Here is a 19198-nt window from a genome sequence, read left to right on the forward strand (position 1 = left end):
TCCCGGCTCGTTTTTCGCTTCAAGCAATCTCTTTTGCTCATTTTTCAGCAAAAGATACCATGCTTATGCTGTTTCCGTGTTGACTTATCAGTTTTACGATGCGTAACTTTCGGCCAACAACCGGCGGCGATCACGCCAGCCAAGTCCCGGCGCGACCGGATCTGCTCTGAGGAGGACTGCATGGCCGTCAAACTGGCCTATCACGCCAATTGCTGGGGGCCGCTCGGCGGCAATGCCGTGGGGGTGACGTCCATCACCCAGCTGACCTACCGGACCTTTGCCAACATGGACCGTGCCTTCGCCGATATCGCGCGGGCCGGCTACGAAGGCGTCGAAATCTTCGATGGCAACTTGCTCGACGAGAGGCCGGCGGACCTGCGCCGCAAGCTGGCCGATGCTGGCCTCGAACTGGTCTCGACCTATTCGGGCTGCAATTTCATCTTTCCCGATATCCTCCCAGAGGAACTGGACCGGATTGGGCGTGTCGCAACAGTCGCCGCCGAAGCCGGCGCCAGCCACTACGTGATCGGTGGCGGTGCCAAGCGTGCCAACGGCATCCAGGACGACGACTACAAGCGGCTGGGCGAAGCGCTGGATAAGGCCGGGGAAATCGCCCGTCGCGCCGGCCTGCGGCCCCACTACCATCCGCACCTCTCGACCATCGTGGAGGGACCGGCTGAAGTGACCCGGATTTTTGGGCTTACCGGCCTCGATTTCTGTCCCGACACCGCTCATCTCGCGGCGGCGGGTGGCGATCCGGCGGCGCAGGTGCGCGAATTTGCCGGGCGCATTTCGCTTGTGCACCTCAAGGGGCTGCAGCGCGAACCCTTCGGCTTCACCCCCCTCGATATGGGTGACCTCGACAACACAACCGTCATCGCGGCGCTCAAGGACATTGGCTATTCCGGCTGGGTCATGGCCGAGCTCGACAGCTGGCCCGATCCCCATGAGGGAGCGGCGCGCAGCCACGCATTCCTGAAACGGCATTTCGCCTGATCAGGCCAACACCAAAGTCACCACAGGGAGGAAACCATGGGACATTTGAAGACAACGGCGCTGCTGAGTGCAGCCTTGCTGGCCAGCACGATCGCTGGAGCGGCTTTCGCGCAAAGCCCAGACGAGGCGCTGGCTGCCCTCGCCAACCAGACGCTGAGCACCGGCCCGGGCGGTGAAAGCCCGGTCTCGGCCTCCGAGATCACCCTCACCGATGAGGAACTGGCTGAGATCAAGGCCATGGGCGCCACCGCCGCCATCGTCATGCACTATGGTGGCGACGACTGGAGCCAGGCCCAGATCAACGGTCTGCAGACCCAGTTCGAGGCCATGGGTATCGAGGTGATTGCCACCACCGATGCCGGTTTTAACTCGGCCAAGCAGGTTTCCGACATCGAAACCATCATGGCGCAGAACCCCGACATCATCGTGTCGATCCCCACCGACCCGACCGCGACGGCAGGTGCCTACCGCCAGGCTGCCGAGGCCGGCGTCCAGCTGGTGTTCATGGACAATGTCCCGGCCGGGTTCGTCGCCGGCACCGACTATGTCAGCGTCGTTTCCGCCGACAATTACGGCAATGGCGTTGCGTCTGCCCATCTCATGGCCAAGGCGCTCAATGGCGAGGGCCAGATCGGCATCGTCTATCACGCCGCCGACTTCTTCGTGACGCGGCAGCGCTACGATGCGTTCAAGGCGACGATCGAGCAGAATTACCCTAATATCGAGATCGTCGCCGAACAGGGAATTGGTGGTCCCGACTTTACCGGTGACGCCGACCGCGCCGCCTCGGCCATGATGGTGGGCAATGCCGGTATCGACGGTATCTGGGCGGTTTGGGACGTGCCTGCCGAAGGCGTCATCGCCGCGGCCCGCGCAAATGGCCGCGATGACCTCGTCATCACCACCATCGATCTGGGCGAGAATGTCGCCATTGACATGGCGCGTGGCGGTTTCATCAAGGGTTTGGGCGCGCAGCGGCCGTTCGATCAGGGTGTAACTGAGGCCAACCTCGCCGGCTTTGGCCTGCTCGGCAAAGACGCGCCGCCCTATGTGGCCCTGCCGTCTCTGCCGGTCGAAAAGGGCAACCTGCTCGATGCCTGGCAGACGGTCTATTCCACTGAGGCACCCGCCACGATCCGTGACTCCATGAACTAGGCGCTCCTCCCGGCGCCTATTGCGGGGGCGGCCCCTCCCTCCAACCGCCCCCGCACAACATTTCCAAAAGCGAGACAGCAAAATGCGAAAGCTCAATGTCGCCATGATCGGTGGCGGTTTCATGGGTAAGGCCCACGCCATGGCCTATGCCGCTATGCCGATGTTCTTCTGGCCGGCGCCGGCCATCCCGGTGCGCAAGGTGGTCGTGGACGTCAATCAGGAAATGGCCGAGACGGCACGAGACCGCTTCGGCTTCGAGGAGGCCTCCACCGACTGGCGCGCCGTGATCGCGCGGTCCGACATCGACATCATCGACATCTGCACGCCCAACAGTTCCCATGCCGAGATTGCCATTGCGGCAGCCAAGGCGGGCAAGCACATCATCTGCGAGAAGCCGCTGGCGCGGACCGGCGCGGAATCCAAGACCATGCTCGATGCGGTGCAGGGGTCTGGCTCCATCCACATGGTCGCCTTCAACTACCGTCGCACCCCGGCCGTGGCGCTGGCCAAGAAGCTGATCGAGGAAGGCCGCATCGGCGACATCCTGAACTTCCGCGGCACCTATCTGCAGGATTGGTCCGCCGACCCGGACAGCCCGCTGTCCTGGCGCTTCCAGAAATCGGTCGCGGGCTCCGGCACCGTGGGAGACATCGGCACCCATGTCGTTGACTTTGCCCGCTATCTGGTCGGCGAAATCGCTTCGGTCAACGCGCTGGTCAAGACCCATATCCCCACCCGGCCCAAGCAGTCTGGCGGCGTCGACAAGCTGGGCGTCAGCGGTGGCGACAGGAATGCGGAGCGCGGTCCGGTCGATGTCGACGATGAAATGCTGACCATGCTCAAGTTTTCGAACGGCGCCATCGGCTCGATCGAAGCCACCCGCAATGCCTATGGCCGCAACAATTTCCTCACCTTCGAGATCCACGGCACCAAGGGTTCTCTAGCCTTCAACTACGAGCGGCGCGACGAGCTGCAGGTCATGTTCGCCGACGATGTTGGCGATGCGCGCGGCTTCCGCACGGTCTATACGGGTCCCGCCCATCCCTACGGATCTGGACTATGGCCCATTCCGGCGCTCGGCATCGGCTATGGCGAGACCAAGATCGTGGAATGTTACGATCTGTGCACCGCCATCGTCACGGGCAAGCAGCCCTCGCCCAACTTCGAGGACGGGTATCGCATTGCCCTCATCGCCGACGCCATCCTCGCCTCGGGCGAGAGCGGCCAGTGGGTGGACATTCCGTGACCGAGATGTCGATCAAGCCGATCGCGGTGGAGATGGATGCCATCTCCAAGCGTTTCGGCGGCGTCCACGCGCTGCGTGAGGTCAGCCTCAGCGTCTGCAATGGCGAGATCCATGCGCTGCTGGGGGAGAACGGGGCCGGCAAGTCCACCATTCTCAAGATCCTGCGCGGTGTTCAGGCGCCCGATAGCGGCAGCATCATCATTGGAGGGGAGGCGTTCGAACGCCTTTCCCCGCAACTGGCCCGTCAAAAGGGCATCGGCATGATCTTCCAGGAAATGAGCCTGGTGCCGACGCTGAGCGTGGCGCAGAACGTGTTTCTCGCAAGCGAACCGCTGACATCGGCGGGACTGATCGACGACCGGGCGATGGAGCAGCGCAGTGCCGCCATCTTTGCCTCGATGGGGGTGGGCGTCGATCCCACTGCAATGGTGGCCGACCTCTCCACCGGCCAGCAACAGCTCACCGAAATCGCCAAGGCCCTTTCGCAGAACGCCGAAATACTGGTGCTCGATGAGCCGACCTCGGCGCTCACCGCCGGCGAGGTGGATATCCTCTTCGATCTACTGCGGCGCCTGCGCAGCGAAGGCAAGGCCATCATCTATGTCAGCCATCGTATGGATGAAATTTTCCGCATCGCCGACCATGCGACCGTGCTGCGCGACGGGAGGCTGATCGATAGCCGCCCCATTGCCGACTACACCCTTACGACGCTGATTGCGGACATCATGGGCAAGGAAACCCGCGACCTCTCCGAGTTCACGACCGCGTCCACCGCGCAGGATGACGTCATCCTCAAGGTCGAGCATCTCTCAAGCAAATTGCGGCGGGGCGGCGAAGTCAGCTTTTCGCTGCGGCGCGGCGAAGTGCTCGGAATTGCGGGCCTGCTGGGGGCAGGGCGCAGCCGGCTTGCCCGCATGCTCTTCGGGCTCGAACCTATAGCAAGCGGCACCATTACGCTGCGGGGCGAGACTATTTCCATCGGGTCGGCGCGGCAGGCGACCGAACTGGGCCTTGCCCTTGTGCCGGAGGACCGGCGCCGGCAGGGGTTGGTGCTCGCTCATTCCATCCAGGACAATATCGAGCTGCCCATCCTCAAGCGCCTCGGTTCGCCCCCTTTCGTCGACCGGATGAAATCGCGCCACACGACGGACGAGTTGATCAAGCGCCTCGCCATCAAGACGGCCTCGCGCGAGGCACCGGCCAATTCCCTGTCTGGCGGCAACCAGCAGAAGATCGTTATCGGCAAATGGCTTGCGACCGATCCCGACATTCTCATCATGGACGAGCCCACGGCTGGCATTGACATCGGCTCCAAGGGGGAGGTGCTGCGGCTGGTCCGCGCGCTCGCCGCCGAAGGCAAGTCCATCATCTTCATCTCGTCCGAACTTGCCGAGCTTGCCGCCGTCAGCGACCGCATCGCGGTGATGTCGGGCGGGCGTCTGGTCGAAACGATCGACAAGGCGGACCTTTTGACCACGACTGGCGACGCAGCTGAATTGCGCGCCGAACAGAAGCTGCAACTGATCGTGCAGCGGGGAGGAAACAATGTCTGACACCATGGCAGTGGCGGGCCGCGAAACACCCTTGGCCTATTTCAAGCGCACGTGGCGGCAGAACATCATCTATATTGGCTTCGTGGTCGTCTTCGCGTTCTTTGCCATCACCCTTTACGACAAGGGGTTTCTGGCACCCAACAACATCCTCAACATCGCCCGGCAGACGGCGATGATCGCGGTGATGGCGGTGGCAATGACGTTGGTCCTGTCATCCGGGGAGATCGACCTCTCGGTCGGTGCGGTGGCGGGGCTGGCCTCGGTCACGACGGCCATGGCTGTCGCCTGGGGTGGACTGCCGGCGGGCATCGCCGCAGGCATCATGACCGGCGTCACCGTCGGGCTGATCAACGGGCTCCTGTCGACGCGGCTGATGATTCCGACCTTCCTAACGACATTGGCGATGATGGGCATCGCCAAGGGCACCGCCATGTGGATTTCCGGCACCGCCGCCATTCCTGTACTCGACCGCACCTATCCGGCCATTTTCGGCGGCGGCAATATTGGGCCGATCCCGACCCTACTGCTTTGGATGCTGGTCATCGGTGTCATCGGCCACGTTGTCCTGCGTCGCACCAAGTTCGGTCGGCAGATCCTGGCTGTGGGCGGCAATGTCGTGGCGGCGCGCTATAGCGGCATCAATACCGGCCGGATCAAGCTCTGGGTCATCGTCATCTCCGCCGTCACGGCCTCCATCGCCGGCATGCTCTATGCCGGCCGGTTGCAGACCGGGCGCTTCCAGCTGGGGGAAGGCGACGAACTGTCGGTGATCGCCGCCGTGGTGCTGGGCGGCACAAGCCTCTTCGGCGGCAAGGGCACCGTGGTCGGCTCGATCATCGGGGCGCTGATGATCGGCGTCATCAACAATGGCCTCATCCTGATGGGCCTCGAATATTCCCAGCAACTCATCGCTCGCGGCGGGATCATCATCCTGGCCGTGGCTCTGAGCCAGGCGGGCACGCGCCCCGCCTGACGACCACGTCCAGCTGTCAGGGCGGGCTGCTGTTCGTCAGCCCTTTCCTCGGAGCGCTGGTGCTGACTTGGTGGATCGGCGCGCATGCAGTCGTGCTCGGCGTCACCTTGCTCGGCCTGGCCTTCAGGCTCCGCAGCTTGCGGGACACTCACAGGCCTGCTGAAAAAGCCCACAGTTGAGCATCATGGGTCTCTGTCCCTCGGGCGCCAGAAGTGCCGGATTCTGAAGACGCATTGGCCAACCGACGCTCGCGAGGCTGCAGCGCCAGGGACCAGTGCTTCAGGACAGGGTCGTCTACCGGTCTGATCGGGCTGGTTTCGAAGGCCGTCGTCATGATGACACGGTAGCGATCCGTAGACCAAAGCCGGGTAGGCCGCCGCCTGAATGCCGCCATAGGCCTTCACGGCCTGGCTTCAATCATCTTCGCGTCCAAGTGATCGCATGGCATCAGATATCAATGGGCCAAAGCTCAGCAGGCTACCGCGCTGAGTGCCAGTTCGCTGTGCGCATCGCTGAAAGTCCGCATGGTCCTTGACTGCACCCCATGCGCAGGTCGCGCCATTCCTCACCTGTAGAACGTCTGCTTTGAAGTTGTCTGGGACCAACAGCCGACAGACCGCAAGCGTTGAGAGTTTCGGCTGCCGGCAGGCGCCCGAAAGTCCCCGAAGAACGAACCCGCGAGCCACGGGATGGGGGCTATGGGTTTTTCCCGATTTGGCCAATCTGGGGGCCGCCCAGATGGTGTGATCGGGCTGCAGCGCCAGGGTTGGACAGGTCAATGTTGGGGCCGTTGAGATGGAGTCTGCGGCGGCAGTTGTGACCGAGCGAGCGGGTGATGACGATCCATGTATGGAGGGGCGCGAGGTCTCTCGAAGGCCGCGATGGTGTTATCGCGGTCTGAGCACGCAATCGGTTATGCCGGGTCATGGACGGTCTCCCGGGTTGGTGGTCTCGTGGTTGGCGGCGCCCGGGGCTGGCACCACGCCGCGAAGGTCTCGATGATCACCATGGTGCCGCCGCAGCAGGGACAGGGCGGGTGCGGGTCTGAGGTCTCGGCGGTCGGCGGTTCGTCCGGCGCCGGCGCCACCCCCAGCATGTCGCGGGCCTGGGCGAGGCAGTCCTTGCGGGCGGAGCTGGCGAGCAGGCCGTAGTGCCGGATGCGGTGGAACCCACGCGGCAGAGTGTGCAGCAGGAAGCGGCGGATGAACTCGTCGGCGGCCAGGGTCATGACCTGCTGCCGGTTGGCGCCGCTGCGGCGATAATCCTTGTAGCGGAAGGTGACCTCATTGCCGTCGAAGGCGATGAGGCGGCTGTTCGAGATCGCGACGCGATGGGTATAGCGCGAGAGATAGGCGAGCACCGCCTCAGGCCCGGCAAAGGGCGCTTTGGCATAGACCACCCAGCGCTTCTTGCGGACCGGTGTAAGGTGACGGATGAAGGTCCGGCGGTCGCTGAGCCCCGCCAGCCTGCCGAAGAAGACGAGCTTTCCGGCATTATGCAGATCAAGCAGCCGGGTGAGGAACAGGCGGCGGAACAGCGTGCCGAGCACCCGCACCGGCAGCAGGAAGGCCGGGCGCGACGAGATCCACCGCCCATCCTGTGTGAGGCCGCCACCCGGCACGATCATGTGGATGTGCGGATGGTGGGTCATGGCCGAGCCCCAGCTGTGAAGCACGGCGGTGATGCCGATGCGGACGCCCAGGTGCTTTGGGTCGGCCGCGATCGTCAGCATCGTCTCGGACGCCGCCTTGAACAGAAGGTCATAGATCAGCGCCTTGTTGTGGAAGGCAATGTCGGCAACCTGGGCGGGTAGCGTGAACACGACGTGGAAGTACCCGACCGGCAGGAGATTGGCCTCCTGGGCGTCGAGCCAGGTGCGTGCCGCCGCGCCCTGGCACCGGGGACAATGCCGGTTGCGACAGGAGTTGTAGGCGATCCGCTGATGCCCGCAGTCGGAACAGGCTTCGACGTGGCCACCCAGAGCGGCAGTGCGACAGGTCTCGATCGCCGACATGACCTTGAGCTGGCTGAGGCTCAGATGCCCTGCATGGGCCGCGCGATAGGTTGGACCGGCAGCCCGGAAGATATCGGCGACCTCAATGGTGGCGCGCACCGCTCAGGGGTCGGGTGGTTCCTCCGTCGGAACGAAGATGCCCAGACGGTCAAGCGGACTGGTCACGGCCCGCACCGTGCGCGTTGCCACCTTGGTGTAGAGGGCGGTGTTCTCCAGCTTGGCGTGACCGAGCAGCGCCTGGATAATGCGGATATCGACGCCATCTTCCAGAAGATGGGTGGCAAAGCTGTGCCGCAGGGTATGCGGGCCGACGCGCCTGGTAATCTCGGCCGCTTGGGCTGCTTCGACGACCACACGATAGAGCTGCCTGGTGCTGATTGGCTTGAGCGCGTGCTGGCCCGGAAACAGCCAGCCGTCGCGGTGCAGCACGCCCTGGCGATGGCCGACCTGCCACCACTGGCGCAGCAGGGTGAGCAGATCGGGCGAGAGCATGGCATTGCGATATTGCCCACCTTTGCCGCGCTCGACCCGGATCAGCATGCGTTCGCTGTCGATATCGCGCACCTTGAGCATGGCCACTTCGCCAACGCGCAGTCCGGCGCCATAGGCAACCGACAGCGCCGCCTGGTGCTTGAGGCTGGTGGTGGCGTTGAGCAGGCGCGCCACCTCGTCGCGGCTCAGCACCACTGGCAAATTGCGGGGACGGCTCACGCGCACCAGCTTGCGCGCCAGATCGGGCCGATCCAGGGTATTGGTGAAGAAGAACCGCAGCGCCGAGACCACGCTGTTCATGGTGGGCACCGGAACGCCGGCTTCACTCTGGGCCAGCTGAAACTGGCGCACATCCTCGGTGGTCGCGGTATCCGGTGGCCGCCGCAGGAAGCTGGCGAAGCGCCCCACATCACGGATGTAGTTGCGCTGGGTCGCCACCGAGAAGTGGCGCATGTTCATATCGTCGATCAGCTTCTGGCGCAGCGGGCTGACAGGGGTGTTGGGGAGTGGCGTGGTCATCGTTCGGCTCCTGGGTTGAAGGAGCCAAAAGGGAACGCCTGAACCAGGCGATCCTCAATAAAGCCGTGACGACCAATGCCTTGCCCTTATCTCACCGCGCGCACCCTCCCGCGCAGCGGGTTAGTTCACCGGCCACGAAACCAATAAAGCCGACATGGGAAAGAGGATATTCCGGTTAGCCCTTGGGTCGATAGGGGCAGTGAACGGTTGGAAAAGGGCTTGGTTTGCTTACTGCAGTTGTCAATATGTTGCGTGATCAGATCTTTTCGCACTGGTGACGATCATCTGGTAAACCGTCCGCGGTGCGTCGATACACTTGAATCCGATTTTGCTCGTCGTGGTGTAGGTCCCGCGTATCGAATTGGTGGTTCGGTAACTGCTGGTTCTACGGTAGACTTGCACCTCGCGGCTGAACCACACGGTTCCTTGCGGCCCGTCTTCAAGCTCGAGCGCATTCATGTCGCTGATGGGATAGCGCTTGAAGCTCCGCCGCCCGAACAATTCAGTGGCGATGTATGCGGCCTCGTCGGTCAAAGCATAGCTGGCGTGCCGGCGCTCATAGGCGTCCCAGATCGGTATGCCGAATGCCACGTAAAGTCCGACGCAAATGAAGGGCAGGCCGAACAGCGGGAAAAGGTCTAACGCGCCACCACTGGAGGCTCCCATCTGAGCCATCTGTGAAGTTGCTGCCATCCAGAACACCGCGAATGCGCTGAAGACCAGTCCGAAGGGCAACCGGGCCGTAAGAAAATCCGTAAGTCGCACTCCGCCATTGGGGCGACCGTGCCACAGCAGCCGCTCGCGGTCCGGAAGCACGGCCTGCCAGCCGGGCTCGACGCTCACTGCTGCACCTCGATGGCATCGGCAGCCGGCTCGCTGCCCGCCATGCCGCGAATGGCATCGGCCAGTTTCTGGCTAAGGCCGGTGTCGCAACGGTTGCGTTCGACGCCGAAAAGCACCCGCCGCTCCAGCTCCTGTCCGCGGCCATCGGCCTGGGCGAAAGCCAGCGCGACTAGCTCTGTCTCGCGTTGGTTATAGTATTTGCTCTGCTCATCCAGCACGATATCTGCATGGAGGATGCAAAGCTCGATTGCCGCGTTTTCAAGCTTCTCTGTCGAGACGTCCGCCAGATCGGCATTCACCTCATAGGTCAGCGTCAATTGGCGGGCACGCGGACCCGGCTCGATATAGCGGAGGACGACGGGCAGCCCGCTTGGCAGCGCTGGTTCCAGATTGTCCAGACCGACCCCCAGGGGCTGGGGGATACACATCAGGTTCTCGTCAAGCGCGAAGAGAAACTCGTGAAAGCGGGTGATGGTGACAGCGCCCGGGGCGCCGGTGTCATAGGTGGGGTCGAAATCCCAACGGATGCGAATGGCCTTTGCATTCTCCTCTTCGATCGCCGCGCGACTGAATTGCACGAGGCCCGAACATAGAGGCTGCACCTTGCGGGCAAAGTCGTCCGAGGGCACAGCACCGTATGGCTCGGGGTCGAAATTGGGTCGAGCCTTCACCACAATGGTTGTTGGGCCCGTGTCCGACGTTTCGAGAAGATAGTCTTCGACAGTAATGGTTGAGCCGTCGCCTAGCGCGATGACTTCAGCTTCCTGCGCACTGATGGAAGACATACCAAGCGCCAGGACCGACGCGGCGCTCAAAAGGCATAGACGCATAGTCATGAGCAGTGTTTGCGACCTCGGGTTTTCTGGTTTTGCGGCAGCCTAGAGGCGCGTCGGCTGCGCCGCCCTCCCCTGATCGGGGTATATGCACGCATTGCGCCATGGTTATCGTCCGCTCGTCTTGAGAGGAGACGATATGAACCTGCTCGTGCGACATCTGATGCTTGTCCTGACCCTTGCGCCCCTATCTGCGCCTGCCTGGGCGGCTGACATGTGGCTGGTTTCCAATCATTTTTCCGCCGAGCGCTTCGTGCCTCATCTCCATTACGCAGGCCCGGTCATGGAAGGGGACGCCGAGGCGCTGGCAAGCCTGTTTGACGAAGTCCTCGAATGCGACGTCGCCACACTACCGGCGGAAGGCGGCAATTGTGCCGTGCTGACCTTGAGCAGCCCCGGCGGCAATTACATCGAGGGTTTGAAACTGGCACTGCTGCTGCGCGAAAGGGCGGTGGCCACCGTGGTGGAAGCCGGTTCAAGCTGCTACTCCGCCTGCGCCTTTGCCTTCCTGGGCGGTTCGGGCTCTTCCAGCCAGGAAGGTGTCGGGGTCTATATCGACCGCATGGTGGAACCGTATGCCACGCTGGGTTTTCACGCGCCCTATTTCGCACCGGACGACCTCGACACGCTCGTTGCCGATTTTGGCATGGACGCGGTTCTTGGTGCGAGCCGGGACGACATCGCTCTCATGATCAAGCAACTGGTCGACTGGAATGTCGACGCCAGCGTGCTGTCCCATATCGTCAGCATGGGTCCCGATGAGAGCTATGATGTTGAAACGGGCGAAGACTATTACGTCACCCGCGCACATTTGCCGCCATCGCCTCTCGGCCAGTGGATCGGTGACAGTGGTGAGGCGATCCGCAATGCTTGCCTCCGCCTCCTGGCCTATCACCGCGGCGCCTTCATTGATGCGGCGCCCGAGGTGATTTCGGAAACGCTGCTCAACGACTTTGCGGCCAACGAGGCGGGCCAGATGCTGACCGGGTTCAGGATTGGGCCGGACAACCCACTCGGCGTCACCTATTGCGGCCTGCCAACCGAGCAGGCCGGGCTGACAGGCGATGTCGACCTCGCGCTCTATACCGCCCCCGGCATAAGCGGCGCCGCGCGGCCCCTCGTCAGCCTCTTTCACCGCCCAGAGGGTTGGTCCAGCCTGGGGACGGGCGAAACGGCGAGCCGACGGCTGTTCAAGAAAGGCGGCTTCAATTCCATGTTCACACATCCGTTTATGAACATGGGCGATCAGGTCACAGATGTCCTGGACTACCTGTGGTTCCAGAAGTTCGGCTATTTCAATGAGGGTTTTCTGGTCGACGGTGCCATGCCGCGCCCCCAGGCCCACCCATCTCTCTCAGTGGCGGTGTCCACCCCTTCCGCCGACACGTTGGAGCATGGCAATCATCGTATTGTTGTGCAGATGGGCAATCACCTGTTGCTCGAACACGCGAAAACCGCCCTCGCAAACAGAGATGTCGTGATCGACCTGAACTCGGTGTCCCCTGACGGCTTCGTCTATGGCGGCACCTATCCATCCGGGCGGCCCTTCCTGTGGTTTAGCCTCTATGATGAGGAAAGGCGGATGGTCGCTCTGGTTGAAATCGAGGCCAAGACTGTGCCGGATGATTTGGAGGCCGCAGTCGCAGTGCAGGATTTCCTGGCCTGCAGCTTCTCCTTCTTCCAGCACGCGCTGACGTGCTGATGACCCGGAGACAGTTATGGCGTTGATCGCCCTTCTGGTTGCCCAGGGCCTGGTCTTCCTGGTTTTCATCATCGCCGCATTCTGGTGGCTGTTCGCGCTGCGGCGCTTCGCCGTCAGCCGCTCGGGCAGCACCTTGCCCGGCCTCAGAGACACGCTCTCTGCATTCAAGGATGGTCTTTCAAACCCCCGCTATGCGCGGCTGCGCTGGGCGATTTTGTGTTCTGCCGCGCTGCTTGTCGCCAGCGCGGCACTGGTTCCAATATTGGCTCCTGCATGAGGTGAGGTGATGCGCATTTGGCTGCTTTCCGGACTGGCTCTTGTCCTGCCGCTTTGCCTGGCCGGTGATGCAGGGGCTGCCGATGCCTGTCCGGCAGAACGCGCCGTCTATGAACTGGTGGATGAAGGAAGCCGTTTCGAAATCGGCTTCCAGCGTTCGCACAATTATGCGTCGATCGCGTCTGACCTATACATGTACCTCACCACGCCGCAGCGCACCTATTGGTTCACCTTTTCGGTGTCCAACGGCTACAGCGGCATAACGCTGATCCCCGTGACTGATCCCACACGTGCCGATGCTGTGCCGGATGGGCCGCGCGAACTGATCGCGCTCGGCAGCGACAATCCAGTCGACCTCGACACCCTGCGCTCGTTGCGTTTCTACGCGCTTGATGAGGATTTCACCTTCTGGTTTGAGCCGCCAAATGAGGGCGAGACTGCGCCCGCCTTTATCATGGTGCCTGAGATGGGCCTGAGCCTGTGGTATGGCGCGGGTCAGTTGACTGACGACGCCTCGGCAGATCGTGATCCGATGCCGCGCGGCGTCTTCAAGCCAGATCTTTGCCGTGACGTGCTGCCAGAGCGCGCCTGGCCCTGAAGCAGGTCAGGTGAGGCCCATCCGCGCGGCATGCAGAGCCGCCTCGGCACGCGAGGAAATACCCAGCTTTCGGTAGATGCTCTTTACATGGGTGGCGATGGTGGACTCGGCCAGGCCCAGCGCCTGCGCCACTTCGGCATTGCGAAAGCCCTTAGAGACCATGGTCAATACATCGGTCTCGCGCGTCGTCAGCGCCTGAATCTCGCCATCGACCGGGCCAGTGCGCTGAAAGTGCTCCATGATCCGGCGCGCTATTGCCGGCGACAGGGCCGGGATGCCATGGCGAAGTTGCAGCAACTGCCGGTGCACGACCGTTTCGGGCTGCCCCTTTAGGATATAGCCTTGCGCCCCAGCCGACAGGGCTGCAACGATATGAGCATCGTCGCCCATAACGGTGCTGACAATGCAAATTGTGTCAGGCGAAACCGCCTTGAGCCGCCGGATGATATCCAGCCCCGACCCATCGGGCAGGCCCAGATCGACCAGCGCCATATCCCAGGCACCGTCGCCGATCCTGGCGGCAGCTTCGCGCACGGTCCGCGCTGTGCCGACCGCAACGCCCGGAAAGGCTTTCTGTGCAAGATCGCTGAGCCAGACAAGGGCCTCGGGCACGTCCTCAACGATGAGCAGGGTTTCGATATTCATTGCCCCGGTGCCTCCAGCGGGAGGCGTATATCGATCTGGGTGCCGCTCCCGGTCGAAATGGTCAAAGTGCCGCCATGCCCCTCGGCTCGCGCCGCCATATTGACCAGCCCACCATCATGGGCGCCATTGATGCCGCTGGCGCCGACACCATCATCGCTCATTTCGATATGAAGGGCGCCTTCGACCTCCCGCAGGCGTACGGCGAAATTATCCGCCTTGGCATGGCGTATTGTATTGCTGGCGGCCTCGCGGATAATCGAGCGCAAGGTATGGGCCAGCCGCGCATCCACAGCCCGGTCTTCGTCGATCGCGCTATGCCAGCGCAAGGCGATCTCGACGGCACCGAGCCGCTCATCGGTTTCAAACCGCAGGTCGGCCAGAATGTCCGCCAGAACCAGACCGGTCCCCTGGGCATTATTGATGATGTCGCGCAGATCGGTCAGCGTCTCGGAAATGATCGCATCCTTACGCGCTGTATCCTGGCTGTGCAGGGTCCGCAGCAATTGGGCGCCGATATTGTCGTGCAGATCGCGCGCCATGCGCGTTCGCTCCTGCTGCGCGCCTTGCTCCTGGGCATTGCGGCTAGCCAATGCATGATCCATTAGCTCGACCAGCTGTTGCACACGGTCGGAATCGGTCTGCGAAAACAGCTTCCTGCCGCCATGCGCATAGTTCAGGCGCAATGCCGGAGTGCCGCCTGTGGAGGGGACAGTCATTTTCTGCCCGCCATCGACGAGCTGAACGCGCTCGGTCGCGTCGGCTAGATCGATGCTGAGCGGTGCAAAGGCGCTATCGAGCAGGGCGCGCCACTTTTCCTGCCGCAGCGGTGCATTGGGGGTAAGCGCAATATCGACCACTTCGCGCACCCGAAGCGGATCGACGCTGGTACGGCGCGTCAGCATGGTTCCCAAGAAATTGCGCAGGGGCAGGTAGAACAGCGCCACCGCAAGCAAGGCTAGCCCAAAGGCCGGGACGCGCTCGATGGCAATGCCATAGATCAGCAGGGCATCAAGGGCGATCAGCAGCATCCCGCCCAACAGGTAAGAGACGAGGCGAAACGACCATATCCCCAGATCGAACAGCCGGTAGCGCGCAACCGCGATGGCGATGCCGCAATAGATGATCAGGATGATGCCGAAGGCATGCGCCTGACGGGTTTGCGGCTCTACACCCAGCATGGCAGGCACGGCTATGGTAAAAACAAAAACGCTGGTACCCAAGAGGATGGAAAGGCCGAACCAGCCAAGCGCCGCCCGCGCAAGCGGAGCGCGACGAGAGGCGAAAAGCTGGAAGACCACCAGCGCCAGAATGATGCAAAATTGGCCGAGCATCGGTCCATAGGAGCCGATGGCCTGCGAGGGCATCAATTGCAGCAGCTGTGCCCCCACCAGGCCAAACCCGATCACCCATACCCCAAGAATGATCCAGGCTCCGCCAATCCGTTTTGGATAGCTCAACAGGAGACTGATCAGCGCAAGGCCGAAGATATTGGTGCCCAAATAGTTTCCGGCATTCAGGGCCCTGAACAATCCGGCGTCCAGCGCCAGCTCCCGCGTGCTGTAGACTGCGGCACTTAGCGCGGAGGCCATCAGCCCAAATCCGGAGATGGCCAAAAACACGCTCGGCCTGTCGCGCTTGAGCGCCCAGACCCAACCGCCAACAATGGCGCCGGCGCCACCCACGAATAGCTGCAGCCAGAATTCGAATGGCAGCGACCATGCCGGCCGACCCGCATAGGGGGCAATTGTTACCTGTTGAGCAGCCAGATTTTCGTCAGACCAGTCGATCACGACCTGAGGCAGCGCCAAGGTTGCCGAGATTTCGGCTTGTCGAGCGCGGAATGCATTGAGCAGCTCATAGCTCGACAGCGTGTCGGGCTCTTCGATGACATCGCCAGCCCTGAGTTCGGTCGTGCCGATATGCGTGATCCGGACGCCGGAACGTAACTCTGCCGGCAGATCGGTTCGCTGCACTTCGACCAGGCCAACCAGTCCATCGTCACCCGCGCGCATCACCAGACCCAGCCAGGGCTGTGCCGTTGCGAGCCAGAGCGCAGCTAGCGCCGAAATGGCAAAGATCCCAATGGCGGCCAGCAGGCGCGCCATTGGCGGCAGTCGCAATTGTGCTTCTGATGACACCATCTTCAGACCCATACTGCCACTCCGCTGCCCCGGCATCATCCTCCGAACCGGGGATGCCATGGACGCGGCAAACTGTATAGAGCCTGCACTGGTCGATGGACCTCAGGACCGCTTGGGAGATCTCCAGATGCGCATGGCGACTAAGTTATCTCGAAAACTGCTGTTGGCTCTTCTGTTGGGCCTAGTGGCATTGATTGTGCTGATACCAGCGTCCAAAGCCCTCGAATTTCCGCGCGAAGGCGTGCCGGAAATACCCAATGGCGTCGCCGCGCCCTTTGCTGGCCGTTGGTGGCTGGGGTTTCCCGAAGGTGCCGGCACCATAAATGGTGAGCCGGTCGTCAATTGCGGGTCGGCCGTGGAGCTGCGCCCCAATGGTGAGGATAAACTGGTCTATCGATCGCCATCGGGCGTCGAGGCAAGATTTGAACTGATGTCTTTTGCCGGGCGAACAACCTGGCTGCCCGAATGGGGTGAAAGCAGCATCGCCGTATGGACGAACAGTGACGAGTTCTTCGTTTATTCCGTCGACCTCACAACCGGAAAGGCCCGCTGGGATAACCCCACGGTGTTCCGTCGATGCTGAGGCAATCCAGACTTTTAGTGCAAACGCAGTCCTGTCTTCTGGCGCTTCTGGTATCAGCAACGGCTTCAGCCATGGTTGTGGGTGGGGAGCCCTATGCACCACCAAACCTGGCGCCAGCGGACGCGGTAGTACCGCCTGCTGACCTGATCGAAGCGGCAACCGCGTTGCTCGTTGCCTCGCGCAATGACGACCGCGCAGCGATTGCTGCCCGGCTTGCGCCCCAGCCCACGCTTATAGACGGCGCGCTGGAACTGGGTCTGCCGAGGCGGACCGAAACGATCGGCCCCTTCAAGCGTGTCGATGAGGCTCTCGTCGCCCTGGCTGACAATATTGGTGGAACTTATGAACAGCCATTCGATGGCAGCGATGTCACCCCCTTTGCCGTCGCGGCGGAGCTCGACTTTATCATCTCCTCGATCATCGACGGCCAGGAATGGGGCCGCGACCCGCTGCTGGAAGGTGCGATCTGCACCTATGCCTTCCGGGTCTTCGACCAGCGGGCCGTAGCCGCCCTGGGCGAGCGGCTGGATATACAGACCTCAAGCTTTTTCTTCGTCGAAGCGCCCACCGCAGTTCTCTCAAAGCCCAGCTCCGATGCTGCCGTAGCGGCGACGCTGGAACCGGATCTGCTATACGCCCTGGACTATAACACCGACGCACCCGGCAGCTGGATCGCGGTGCATTTGCCGGAGGGCGGCTCAGGTTTCCTGGACTTTGAAACCAGTGTGATCAGCAAGCCATATGCCAGCGGCATCTGCTTCACCCGGGATGCAAGCGCATCGTGGAAAATGTCGGCACAGACGGCGACCAATCAATAGCCGGCATCTGTCCAGCCCTCTCCACCACGCGGCTTGCAAGTCGCGGGAGCATGTTCGCTTGCCCCCCGAACAGGGGATGGTGCTGGCACGGGATAGCGGCCAGATGGGTAGCGGTAGCTGCTATGCGCGGGGAGATGAGAACAATGATACATCGGTTGACATGGTTCGCTACTGCGCTGGTTGCTATGTTGACGGTGGCAGAAGCCGCGCCAGGACCCGGCGCTATCTCTCAGCCCCAGCGTCCTCCTGCCGCGCACCAGGCTCCTCTCGAAGCGCTTGTACCGGCCATGGACAAGCCAGGTGCGATCCGGGACCTTGTATCGCAGGATAGCCAAGCCGTGTCCGACCCAAATTCTGCGTCCACCAGCCCTGCCCCCGCCATTCCGCCAGTCGAGCAGATGGCTCTCGACCCGCTGGCATTCAATTCCTGGTGTTTCAACGTCATGGCCAATCAGGGGGCTCGATTTGGCTTTGCGGACGGCGCGGCACGTATGCAGGCCGCCTTCGCAACGGCTGATGCAGCCGCGCGGTTTGTGCGGTTGGGCGAAGCCGCCGGCGTCGAGCAGGCTGCTCTCGTCGCCTATGACCAGGACATGGTGGTCAAGACTGCTTCTGCCGCAGAGCGAGCGAACGGTGGCACACTGACCGGCGCAGAACGGATGCTTTATGACGCCTGTATGGCCAAGGGGCTAAGCGGTATGCGGAACAAGGCGCTTTATGTCGACCCATACGAGAACATGCACCAGCGGCTGTGGTGTGGCGACACGCTGACTATTCTGGAACAGCGCGGTAAATTGGAGGGCACCGCCGAGCAGCTTGCAGACGCGAAAGTGGCAATGGGCGCGGCGGAATTTATGCGAACGGAGATTTTCGAATTTTTCGGCGTTCCGGCCAGCGACAATGACATGCTGCGTATGGGCTATCTTTACCTGGCGCTCGCCCAAGTTGAAGCCTTCACCCAGTCCGGGGACCGGGGCAAGTTCGAAGCTGATCCGATCAGCTGCCTTAGCCTCGCGCCGACTGATCTCGGCGACAATATACCCGATCCGGAGCAGTCGACGCCGGACCGTCCCGTTCTCACGGCAGCGGGCTGGGACTATCCGCTGAGTGCTGACTTCCGGTTCAACGCCTGGTGCTATGGGGCCATGCACTACATCACTGACGGCAATATGCCGGCATATAGCAAGCTGAGTGTTTCAGAGGCGACGGACCTGATTGGGGACCTGCATTTCAGGATGTTGCGCGAAGCCAAGGGGCTGGGCTTTAGCGAGGAAACGCTCGCAGAAGTAGAGGTGGAGTCCTATCATCAGGCCGCCTACGAATTCGCGCGCCCACTCACAAACGCGGGTGAGTCCCCACTGTCATATGACTACGAATCGTGCGCGCGCGCCGCAGTCGATGTCGGCGCATTGCTTGATGTCGACAGCCTTCAAGCCATGGTGGATTCCTCGTCAGCCTCAGCACCCGAACCTGCATCATCGGACGCTGCGCCCGACAGCGAGTTGGACGATATTGTATGGTGCATCGCCGGTCTTGAGCGGGTGCTAGGAAGCGAAACCGACCGCGAAAAGCGATCGGCGCTCAGGGACGGTATGGAGTCGCTGACCAACAGAGCCGCCTGGCTTGGGAGCGAACTGGGGCTGGCCCGCGAGGCGGTCATGGAACGCGTAACCGACATAAAGCCGGTCGTGGACGAGCAAATTGACGAGCTTCGACGTAATGACGGCAAGCGAATGATCGCCTTCTGCCTCGAACGCGCCGTGGGCGGCTACGCGGAAGAGTTCTACGACTGGGTGGAGCCGTGACCCAAC

General features: G+C 62.2%; 17 protein-coding genes. 11 read left to right on the forward strand and 6 right to left on the reverse strand.

Annotated elements, in window-relative coordinates:
- Positions 1 to 180 precede the first annotated feature (180 nt).
- The 5 genes from K1X15_RS12750 to K1X15_RS12770 all read left to right on the forward strand — a co-directional run bounded on the left by K1X15_RS12750 (position 181) and on the right by K1X15_RS12770 (position 5923).
- Positions 181 to 996, forward strand: a complete 816-nt coding sequence (locus K1X15_RS12750) for a sugar phosphate isomerase/epimerase family protein (protein WP_220304004.1) — start codon at positions 181 to 183, stop codon at positions 994 to 996.
- Positions 997 to 1032: 36 nt separating this feature from the next.
- The gene (locus tag K1X15_RS12755) at positions 1033 to 2151 is read left to right on the forward strand and encodes a substrate-binding domain-containing protein (protein WP_220304005.1); all 1119 of its coding nucleotides are present in this window, start codon (positions 1033 to 1035) and stop codon (positions 2149 to 2151) included.
- 82 nt (positions 2152 to 2233) lie between these two features.
- Positions 2234 to 3397, forward strand: a complete 1164-nt coding sequence (locus K1X15_RS12760) for a levoglucosan dehydrogenase (RefSeq protein WP_220304006.1) — start codon at positions 2234 to 2236, stop codon at positions 3395 to 3397.
- 5 nt (positions 3398 to 3402) lie between these two features.
- Entirely contained in the window at positions 3403 to 4950 is a 1548-nt protein-coding gene (locus tag K1X15_RS12765) for a sugar ABC transporter ATP-binding protein (protein WP_220307538.1), read from the forward strand.
- Positions 4943 to 5923, forward strand: a complete 981-nt coding sequence (locus K1X15_RS12770; RefSeq protein WP_220304007.1) for an ABC transporter permease — start codon at positions 4943 to 4945, stop codon at positions 5921 to 5923. Before K1X15_RS12765 ends, K1X15_RS12770 begins: the two co-directional genes overlap by 8 nt.
- A 913-nt stretch (positions 5924 to 6836) precedes the next feature.
- Here K1X15_RS12770 and K1X15_RS12775 read toward each other — a convergent pair.
- The 4 genes from K1X15_RS12775 to K1X15_RS12790 all read right to left on the reverse strand — a co-directional run bounded on the left by K1X15_RS12775 (position 6837) and on the right by K1X15_RS12790 (position 10576).
- Positions 6837 to 8036 (reverse strand): IS91 family transposase, encoded by a 1200-nt coding sequence (locus K1X15_RS12775; protein ID WP_220304008.1) that lies wholly within the window; start codon positions 8034 to 8036, stop codon positions 6837 to 6839.
- A gap of 3 nt (positions 8037 to 8039) precedes the next feature.
- A complete protein-coding gene (locus K1X15_RS12780) occupies positions 8040 to 8948 on the reverse strand; it encodes a tyrosine-type recombinase/integrase (RefSeq protein WP_220304009.1) in 909 nt (302 codons plus the stop codon).
- 240 nt (positions 8949 to 9188) lie between these two features.
- Complete coding sequence (locus tag K1X15_RS12785) at positions 9189 to 9791, reverse strand: hypothetical protein (protein ID WP_220304010.1); 603 nt, start codon at positions 9789 to 9791, stop codon at positions 9189 to 9191.
- Positions 9788 to 10576: a hypothetical protein gene (locus K1X15_RS12790; protein ID WP_220304011.1), complete on the reverse strand. Its 789-nt coding sequence runs from the start codon at positions 10574 to 10576 to the stop codon at positions 9788 to 9790. The genes K1X15_RS12785 and K1X15_RS12790 overlap by 4 nt, the downstream gene beginning before the upstream one ends.
- A 187-nt stretch (positions 10577 to 10763) precedes the next feature.
- Here K1X15_RS12790 and K1X15_RS12795 point away from each other — a divergent pair, with 187 nt between their 5' ends.
- Genes K1X15_RS12795 through K1X15_RS12805 form a run of 3 tightly spaced genes read left to right on the forward strand, consistent with a single transcriptional unit; the run spans position 10764 to position 13200 of the window.
- Positions 10764 to 12326, forward strand: coding sequence for a hypothetical protein (locus tag K1X15_RS12795; protein WP_220304012.1), 1563 nt, complete (start codon positions 10764 to 10766; stop codon positions 12324 to 12326).
- Positions 12327 to 12342: 16 nt separating this feature from the next.
- Positions 12343 to 12603, forward strand: coding sequence for a hypothetical protein (locus K1X15_RS12800; protein ID WP_220304013.1), 261 nt, complete (start codon positions 12343 to 12345; stop codon positions 12601 to 12603).
- 9 nt (positions 12604 to 12612) lie between these two features.
- Entirely contained in the window at positions 12613 to 13200 is a 588-nt protein-coding gene (locus K1X15_RS12805) for a hypothetical protein (RefSeq protein WP_220304014.1), read from the forward strand.
- A 6-nt stretch (positions 13201 to 13206) separates the two neighbouring features.
- Here the strand turns inward: K1X15_RS12805 and K1X15_RS12810 are convergent, their stop codons facing one another.
- Together K1X15_RS12810 and K1X15_RS12815 are read right to left on the reverse strand one after the other, a co-directional pair.
- Entirely contained in the window at positions 13207 to 13845 is a 639-nt protein-coding gene (locus tag K1X15_RS12810; RefSeq protein WP_240549487.1) for a response regulator transcription factor, read from the reverse strand.
- Entirely contained in the window at positions 13842 to 15998 is a 2157-nt protein-coding gene (locus K1X15_RS12815) for a sensor histidine kinase (protein ID WP_220304015.1), read from the reverse strand. Before K1X15_RS12815 ends, K1X15_RS12810 begins: the two co-directional genes overlap by 4 nt.
- Before the next feature lie 115 nt (positions 15999 to 16113).
- Between K1X15_RS12815 and K1X15_RS12820 the strand changes: the two genes are divergently transcribed.
- From K1X15_RS12820 to K1X15_RS12830, 3 genes are all read left to right on the forward strand, one after another.
- Positions 16114 to 16569, forward strand: coding sequence for a hypothetical protein (locus K1X15_RS12820; protein ID WP_220304016.1), 456 nt, complete (start codon positions 16114 to 16116; stop codon positions 16567 to 16569).
- Positions 16563 to 17387 (forward strand): hypothetical protein, encoded by an 825-nt coding sequence (locus tag K1X15_RS12825; protein WP_220304017.1) that lies wholly within the window; start codon positions 16563 to 16565, stop codon positions 17385 to 17387. The genes K1X15_RS12820 and K1X15_RS12825 overlap by 7 nt, the downstream gene beginning before the upstream one ends.
- Before the next feature lie 338 nt (positions 17388 to 17725).
- Positions 17726 to 19192: a hypothetical protein gene (locus K1X15_RS12830; RefSeq protein ID WP_220304018.1), complete on the forward strand. Its 1467-nt coding sequence runs from the start codon at positions 17726 to 17728 to the stop codon at positions 19190 to 19192.
- Positions 19193 to 19198 lie beyond the last annotated feature (6 nt).

This window comes from Devosia salina, assembly GCF_019504385.1.
GTDB classification, from domain to species: Bacteria; Pseudomonadota; Alphaproteobacteria; order Rhizobiales; family Devosiaceae; genus Devosia; species Devosia salina.

Bases quoted from the DNA above. Each gene is read 5' to 3' on its own strand.
- K1X15_RS12750 (WP_220304004.1), top strand. From the start codon at position 181: ATGGCCGTCAAACTGGCCTATCACGCCAATTGCTGGGGGCCGCTCGGC.
- K1X15_RS12755 (WP_220304005.1), top strand. From the start codon at position 1,033: ATGGGACATTTGAAGACAACGGCGCTGCTGAGTGCAGCCTTGCTGGCC.
- K1X15_RS12760 (WP_220304006.1), top strand. From the start codon at position 2,234: ATGCGAAAGCTCAATGTCGCCATGATCGGTGGCGGTTTCATGGGTAAG.
- K1X15_RS12765 (WP_220307538.1), top strand. From the start codon at position 3,403: ATGTCGATCAAGCCGATCGCGGTGGAGATGGATGCCATCTCCAAGCGT.
- K1X15_RS12770 (WP_220304007.1), top strand. From the start codon at position 4,943: ATGTCTGACACCATGGCAGTGGCGGGCCGCGAAACACCCTTGGCCTAT.
- K1X15_RS12780 (WP_220304009.1), bottom strand. From the start codon at position 8,948: ATGACCACGCCACTCCCCAACACCCCTGTCAGCCCGCTGCGCCAGAAG.
- K1X15_RS12790 (WP_220304011.1), bottom strand. From the start codon at position 10,576: ATGTCTTCCATCAGTGCGCAGGAAGCTGAAGTCATCGCGCTAGGCGAC.
- K1X15_RS12795 (WP_220304012.1), top strand. From the start codon at position 10,764: ATGAACCTGCTCGTGCGACATCTGATGCTTGTCCTGACCCTTGCGCCC.
- K1X15_RS12800 (WP_220304013.1), top strand. From the start codon at position 12,343: ATGGCGTTGATCGCCCTTCTGGTTGCCCAGGGCCTGGTCTTCCTGGTT.
- K1X15_RS12805 (WP_220304014.1), top strand. From the start codon at position 12,613: ATGCGCATTTGGCTGCTTTCCGGACTGGCTCTTGTCCTGCCGCTTTGC.
- K1X15_RS12810 (WP_240549487.1), bottom strand. From the start codon at position 13,845: ATGAATATCGAAACCCTGCTCATCGTTGAGGACGTGCCCGAGGCCCTT.
- K1X15_RS12815 (WP_220304015.1), bottom strand. From the start codon at position 15,998: ATGGGTCTGAAGATGGTGTCATCAGAAGCACAATTGCGACTGCCGCCA.
- K1X15_RS12820 (WP_220304016.1), top strand. From the start codon at position 16,114: ATGCGCATGGCGACTAAGTTATCTCGAAAACTGCTGTTGGCTCTTCTG.
- K1X15_RS12825 (WP_220304017.1), top strand. From the start codon at position 16,563: ATGCTGAGGCAATCCAGACTTTTAGTGCAAACGCAGTCCTGTCTTCTG.